A 6,511-nucleotide genomic window follows, 5' to 3' on the forward strand; every position below is an offset into this window, starting at 1 on the left:
AGCGCCCATGTCCGAGTAAGGTCGGTAAAAGCATTAAGGGCTTTGCCCCGGACGGGAACGTGGGGCGCCGGGGGCGAATGCGCATCCCGCCCTTTGTCGTATCCTATAACAGTGGGATCATCGATTTGCGCAGGCTCAGCGCGAGCGGCTTCCCATCCTCCGCAGTCCAACTGACTTTCCAGATTTGTACCGGGCCGGCGGATAATGTCGCTTCGATTTCGAAAGGATTGCCGGCCCCTATCGGTTCGGCATAGCACGTTCGTACACGGCCCTCAGACGGATCGCACTGCTTGCGTCCGCTTGTAACCCGCACCGCTGATAGACTGTTCAACTCAAGCTTCGAGAGTTGCGCCACGCCATCGCACAGATCGCCTTGTGTACGGCAATCGACCTGCTCATCATTGATCCCGCCTGCCCGAGCGACCGCAACCATTTCGGCCAACGTACGCAAGGCGTAGACCTGCCGTTCTGGATACTGCCGGTCCGCGTGAACGAAGCCAGTCGAAGTAGCGCAGCCGACCGCGCTATTCGGGTTTGCCAGAGCGATTTCTTCGTGCCGAGACGTTTTCGTGACTGGCAAGAGAGCGGTGGGATCGGCACGTTCGGCATTGGGGTCGACCGTTTCGTTATGCAAGACGACACGGTATTCGGTTCGCACGCAGGTTTGCCCCGCCCCTGGGCGGACGCTGCCGGTGTAAATCGCATCGAATGCCTGTCCGGGAAGGTGATATTCGCGCCGCACGATGCCGCTGACAACATCGCCTCGGGCGTCGGCAGGCAGGAGCCGGTCAGCCAGCGCCATCGCATCGCCCGCGCGCAGTTCTTTCAGCGAAGCGGTCGGTCCGTCTTGCGCGTGAGCGGTGAAAGTGAGACCCAGTGCGAGCAAGGGGCAGAAGATTAAACGCATGATGTGATAATATCGCAAGACCGCGTTATCTCCAAACATCCTAATCGAAGCGGTTATCGCGCGGGAAGCGTTTGGCGGCAGAAGCGCCGTCTTTAATGGCAGCTTTTCGGGGAGTGAACGCCAGCCTTTAATTGCAGAAATGGGGGCGCATTGCTGCCGACCGGGCTTATCGGCCCGGCGTCCGCTTTCTTGCTTTAGTATCCTAAAAGCAGAACGGAAGCTAACCACCCCGTTCTTGCCGTTTTAGTCTCGCATACAAGATGCCAGAAGCGGACTGACAGTTAGCGACGCCATTTCGGACATTGCTATGTCGGCGGAAACTCAGTTTGAACGTTTCGCTAACTGATGTTTTAGCAATAACGCCCGCGCACCCAAAATCGAAATTACTCCGCTTCCAAAAGCCCAGAAATAGTCGGACGATTTTTGCAATTCCGAACCTGTCAGAACGCTAATGCAAATTATGGTCGATACTAAGAAGATCGATCCTAGCAGGAGCCAACTTTTTGTTGAGAAATGCTTCGCTTGCCATTCGTCTTTGCTAAGCTCGCTACCGACAGGAGTTCGGCGCTCCAATGCTCTTGCTGGTGCAGTGAAGTTGCGCACGCTCAGCAAAGAAATTCCCCCGACCATCGCTAAAGAAATGACAATGATACCGGGGCCTTCATCTATGAATTTCGGAGCAATCAAATGGCTAAGCACAACTGCTAGCACGGTGATGGCAACAGCAGCCCAAAGCATTCTGCCGCTGTCTTTTCGGTATTTGACCGCGAACTCCTTTTCTCCTCCGCGCTGACAGGGATCGGCGCTCCACGACCGTGCTTACGGTAGAGGAGGCGATCTCCTTCTTGTTCAAATTGGCGAAGGAAAATCTCCTCCATGCGGTCCAGGTTTCTTCCGAAAATCATATCCTTCGATATGTCGTCTTGAGCGAGATCCAGCAATACCTCAGTGACCATTTGCAAGTGAAGTACGGCGTCCGCAATCCACCCCGTTCTTGCCATTTGCGACCGACGGGTTGATCGCCAAATCCAGACCTTCCGTTGCCGACCTGATTGCGGACTATGTCCAAGCCTGCCACTCTTTGAAATGTTGCTAAGCAACAGCCTGAAGGATAGCCGGCAATGATCGAATCTCTCGTCCTTTTGGCGGTTACTGTGATGCTTTGTAGGTATGCTTACCTGTACGCCTCACCTTCATTGCAATGGCGGGTTCGGCTTCTGTACTCGTGCGTTCCACTAGTTGCTCTTGTCTTCGCGGGATGCGTAGTCGCTTATGCTCCCTATGCGCCAGAAGAATTGCAGTTATGGCTGATGGGTTCTTTCGCTTTGCCTATCTTGGCCATTTCCGTCGTCGCCATCAAAACTTTGCGTTCTATGGCTCTAGCGAAACGTAAATCTTCAGAGCAGCTCTCTTCCGATTAGCGCGTCCGGTTTCCACCCCGTTCTTGCCACTTGTGCCCTGTGCAGTGCTGACCAATTGCGGACATTCGACTGCCGACTAAAATTCCGGGCGTTCGAACCGAATTAACTCAAATGGCATTCAAGGCTTTCGCCCTTCCACATTCGACATCATTCTTGGTGCGGATCGGGAAGAGTTCATGCTAGCGAAAATTTAGGAGCCTCATCTGCCCTCACGCTTTTTTGCTTTGTTGGACACCCATAATGACGTCACGCCATACCACTGGCCTTCTCTCGCTTCGGGATCATAATGAAACCAGAGCAGCATCTCCAATCTCCGATGTCCTCTATCGCGTGGCCTTTGGAGCGATAGGCTGGCCTTGGCTCTTAAAAAGTCTCTGGGGTGGGACCCAGCGTAGCAAGTACGAACTAATGAACAGGGTTTCGCTGGGTGCGGGCGCTCTGCCGAACCTTGGGAGCTGGAAGGCTGACACTGGATTCTTGCACCGAATTGTCGACGCTGTCGAGGAACTGCAGCCGCGAGTTGTCGTTGAACTAGGAGCAGGAGCCTCAACCCTCGTCTGTGCCAAGGCTATGCAACAGAACGGACAAGGAAAGTTGTTCAGTTTCGATCAGCATGCCGATTTTGTAGCTGCGACCGGGGAATGGTTAGCTAGCGAGGGGGTAACGGCTCAAATCCGTTGCGCCCCACTAACTGCCACTATCGAGGGGTGGCCCGGAAGATGGTATGAGCTCGACCATTTGCCGGACCAAATTGACCTGATCATCATCGATGGTCCACCTTGGGCTGTTCATCCGTTTGTGCGCGGAGCTGCCGAGATACTGTTCAAGCGCCTCGCGCCGGGAGGGATAATTCTTTTGGATGACGCCGCTAGGCCCGGAGAGCGGGTGGTTGCAAAGCGGTGGCGGCGCAAATGGCCTGAGATTAACTTCGAAAGGGAAAATGAGAGTAGCAAGGGGACATTAGTGGGTCGGAAGGCTGACGGCTCTAACACCCATGCTTCATCACGACCGCGGTTCGCCAACGACAATGCCCGGACTATTCGCTGGCGCCGGGTCGCTGGGTTAGCTGCATTGTTTGCCTCTGGCTGGTTTGCAAACGAATGGTTGGGCGATTTTTCCACGCGGGCAAGTGCGGCCTCTTTCGTCAATGAGGCGCAAGAGGCCTACAGTGCGAGCCAGGTCCGATGGGAAATGACATCGCAAACTGAGATCATCGAGCTCAACCGGCGCGAAATTCTCGACGTGACAGGTATTAACCTTCCTGCCTTGCCTTCAGGATGGACCGTGTTGGACGCCCAACTCTACCCATCTGACCTAGGCAATTCAGTCATGGTGTCAGTGAAAACCCCGTCGGGCGAAACCATTTCGCTCTTCGCAGCGCAGGCTGAGACTACCTTCGGCGCGCTGCCCATGATGGAGGCTGATAACGGTGTTGCGGTAGCCTATTGGAAAGAAGGACAGTCGGCTATTGGATTGGTGGGCGAACTCGATTCTAGCAGACTTCTCGAACTAGCAGCTGTTCTCTCGCGCGACACCTGATTTACTCGATTGGTCTGATCACTCTTCGATGTGCGTCGGTAGTTCTCAATGAAAAGAAACCGTACTTGCTGGATGAAAGGCCAGCGTCCGCTTCCCGCCCTGATTTGCCCTTCATGCATGCGTTCTGCTTGATAGGTGATTGCTAGCAACCTAATGGCACTAATGACACTATTGGCACGCTGTCGGCCCCGGCCCCTACTCGACCTGCTGGGGGCGATATTTTGCCGCATCGTGATAGCTAGGTGATTGCTAGGGCTGTTTTCGGCTTACTCTGGCGGGCGATCAGTCCACCATGAAACCCGCAGAAAAGGTAGCGGTGCCGCTTAGGTGACTCGAACACCTGACCCCATCATTACGAATGATGTGCTCTACCAACTGAGCTAAAGCGGCACATTCTCTATTCAGAGAAGTGGAGGCCCGAGCCGGAATCGAACCGGCGTGCAAGGATTTGCAGTCCTCTGCGTAACCACTCCGCCATCGGGCCTCGCCCGGCCTCTCGGACGGGAAGCGGCCCACTAGCGATTCTGCCGGAGCAATGCAATCGCCTTGCGCACCGGCTTACGTAACGTCAGTCTGGACGTCTCGCGCGGCACACGCGATGGAGAGGCATGAGTATCGCCAGCCTTACCGATCCGATCACCGCCGAGGGCGGCTCCGTCCGCTTCGACAATCTCGACCACTGGCTGCAGGGCCGCACGCTATATGGCGGCGCTTCGGCGCTGATCGCCTATACCGCCGCCGTGCGGGCCTTCCCCGACCTGCCGCCGCTGCGCGCAGGCCAGGTGGCATTCGTCGCGCCAACCGGGCCGGAGGTCGAACTGAAGCGCGAAATCGTAAGGCAGGGACGCAATGTGACGCAGGTCCGTAGCGAACTCTGGTGCGAGGGCCAATGCACACTCACCGCCTTCTGGCTGTTCGGCACGGAGCGCGAAGCGAACGCCGAGCATGAAGCAGCGGAGATTGCCGACTGGCCGGGTCCGCCCGAAAATGCGGAACAAGTGATGGAAGGCATGGGCCCAGCCTTCATCCAGAACAATTTCGAGCTACGCCGCGCACAGGACCTGCGCGGACCCGGCGAGCCTGTGGTTCGCCGCTGGGCACGCCTGACGACGCGCGAAGGCCTCGATCCGGTAAGCGAGCTTATCCTGCTGGGCGATGTCATGCCGCCCGGTGCTATGCGGGCGATGCAGCGCCAGGGCCCGATCAGTTCGATCAACTGGAGCTTCAACCTGCTCGACACCCGGCCTGCCACCCGCGACGGTTGGTGGCTGTCCGAAAACGCCAGCCAGCACGCGGCGGAGGGCTATTCCAGCGAGCGGCTGCGGCTGTGGAATGCGGACGGGCAACAGGTGATGGACGGCATGCAATGCGTGGCGGTGTTCGGGTGACGAAAGCGACAGTGTGTCAACCAGGCATATCGCCAGCAGTGCATTGAAATATATAGCATTTTTTATAATATTCTGCAGGTGACAGATCGTATATTGGCCCCGCCCCCGGCCGCATTTGCGTCGCTGCTCTCCGCACCGGTTTCATCCGCCAAACCAGCTTCGTCTACCGCGTCTATCTCGCCTGGTGTGACGGTCTTGTCCGCTGCGTCTATCTCGCCCGTCTCGTCTGCTTCGTCCGCCTCGTCTGTTTCGTCCGTCTCGTCCGTCTCGTCCGTCTCGTCCGTCTCGTCCGTCTCTCCATTCCGGACTACCCCGTAGCGCACATCGAGTTCCTCGTCGGGGGCCACCCGCCATGCCTCCGGCCCCTGTTCGACGCGATCGCTCAGCGCGGCCAGATCGTCGCTTTCGAAGGCACTGGAGGGATCGTAGTCGCTGACTGGTTTGCGAACAAAACTGCCGCGCATGGCCAGCAGCGCCAGCGTCAGCCGTTCGTCGTAGCGGCGCGATGTGCCGATCAGTTCGCCGTTGTAGTAATGCGGCACCTCGACCCCGTTGAGCGCGCGGTCGAGCGCGGCTTCGGCCAGGACGTCGAAGCGGGTGACGAAGGCCGCCTCCCACCCCTTGTCGAACGGCGTGCCGCGCAATCGGGCGCGCAGCTTGTAAGCCGACTGCCGGCTCATCCCCACCGCCCGCGCCGCCGCGGCGACATTATGCGTCGCCGCCAGCTCGCGCAGGAACGCCGCCTGCCGGGCGCGGGTCCAACCGTCATGGCGCAGCGGATCGGCGGGCGCGGGAAGCACTTCCTTAGAGTCTGCTTCAACGGCTTCGCTATTGGTTTCAGGGGCAATCGGGGCAGCGGAAACGCCGGGCCGCTCGGGCGAGCTGGGGAGTGGATGTATGGTCATCCACGAGGTCAAGACAAATCCGGCGTGTGTAGGAAAGTGGTTTTTTCACAATAGGTTGAACGTGATGGAGTTGGCATGGAGAAAGCCAACAACGCCCACCGGAATCATTCCGCCCGACTTCGTCATCCCAGCGCAAGCTGCGATCATTGTCAGCCAACACCCCACGCCAGTATCATGGAACTGAATTAGATATACTGTCCCGGGAAATCTTTTGTCCCCGAAAATCAGGCCGGAACGTCCGGCTTGGGGTGGTGATCTACCCAACTCGCCTTCACACCACACCCGCTCAGCCTGAGCTTGTCGAAGGCCACTCGCCGAGGTTAATCCCTTGGAATGACCTTCTTCACTTAC

General features: G+C 57.5%; 7 protein-coding genes and 2 tRNA genes. 3 read left to right on the forward strand and 6 right to left on the reverse strand.

What is annotated here, in order from left to right:
* Nucleotides 1–103: 103 nt before the first annotated feature.
* Nucleotides 104–907, reverse strand: a complete 804-nt coding sequence (locus K3180_RS12385) for a hypothetical protein (RefSeq protein WP_221541258.1) — start codon at nucleotides 905–907, stop codon at nucleotides 104–106.
* Nucleotides 908–1,228: 321 nt separating this feature from the next.
* Entirely contained in the window at nucleotides 1,229–1,645 is a 417-nt protein-coding gene (locus tag K3180_RS12390; protein WP_221541259.1) for a hypothetical protein, read from the reverse strand.
* A 383-nt stretch (nucleotides 1,646–2,028) separates the two neighbouring features.
* On the opposite strand from K3180_RS12390, the gene K3180_RS12395 reads away from it, so the two are divergent.
* The gene (locus tag K3180_RS12395) at nucleotides 2,029–2,328 is read left to right on the forward strand and encodes a hypothetical protein (protein ID WP_221541260.1); all 300 of its coding nucleotides are present in this window, start codon (nucleotides 2,029–2,031) and stop codon (nucleotides 2,326–2,328) included.
* A gap of 408 nt (nucleotides 2,329–2,736) precedes the next feature.
* On the forward strand, nucleotides 2,737–3,867 hold the full coding sequence (locus tag K3180_RS12400) for a class I SAM-dependent methyltransferase (protein WP_282098566.1): 1,131 nt from the start codon (nucleotides 2,737–2,739) through the stop codon (nucleotides 3,865–3,867).
* 317 nt (nucleotides 3,868–4,184) lie between these two features.
* Here K3180_RS12400 and K3180_RS12405 read toward each other — a convergent pair.
* Nucleotides 4,185–4,257: transfer RNA gene (locus K3180_RS12405), tRNA-Thr, on the reverse strand.
* Between the two features lie 20 nt (nucleotides 4,258–4,277).
* Nucleotides 4,278–4,351: transfer RNA gene (locus tag K3180_RS12410), tRNA-Cys, on the reverse strand.
* A 124-nt stretch (nucleotides 4,352–4,475) separates the two neighbouring features.
* Between K3180_RS12410 and K3180_RS12415 the strand changes: the two genes are divergently transcribed.
* Complete coding sequence (locus K3180_RS12415; RefSeq protein ID WP_221541262.1) at nucleotides 4,476–5,255, forward strand: acyl-CoA thioesterase; 780 nt, start codon at nucleotides 4,476–4,478, stop codon at nucleotides 5,253–5,255.
* 62 nt (nucleotides 5,256–5,317) lie between these two features.
* Here K3180_RS12415 and K3180_RS12420 read toward each other — a convergent pair whose 3' ends face one another.
* The gene (locus tag K3180_RS12420) at nucleotides 5,318–6,160 is read right to left on the reverse strand and encodes a hypothetical protein (RefSeq protein ID WP_221541263.1); all 843 of its coding nucleotides are present in this window, start codon (nucleotides 6,158–6,160) and stop codon (nucleotides 5,318–5,320) included.
* A gap of 45 nt (nucleotides 6,161–6,205) precedes the next feature.
* The coding region (locus K3180_RS12425; RefSeq protein WP_221541264.1) for a hypothetical protein at nucleotides 6,206–6,511 on the reverse strand (306 nt) is incomplete at its 5' end.

This window comes from Qipengyuania huizhouensis (assembly GCF_019711635.1).
GTDB lineage: Bacteria > Pseudomonadota > Alphaproteobacteria > Sphingomonadales > Sphingomonadaceae > Qipengyuania > Qipengyuania huizhouensis.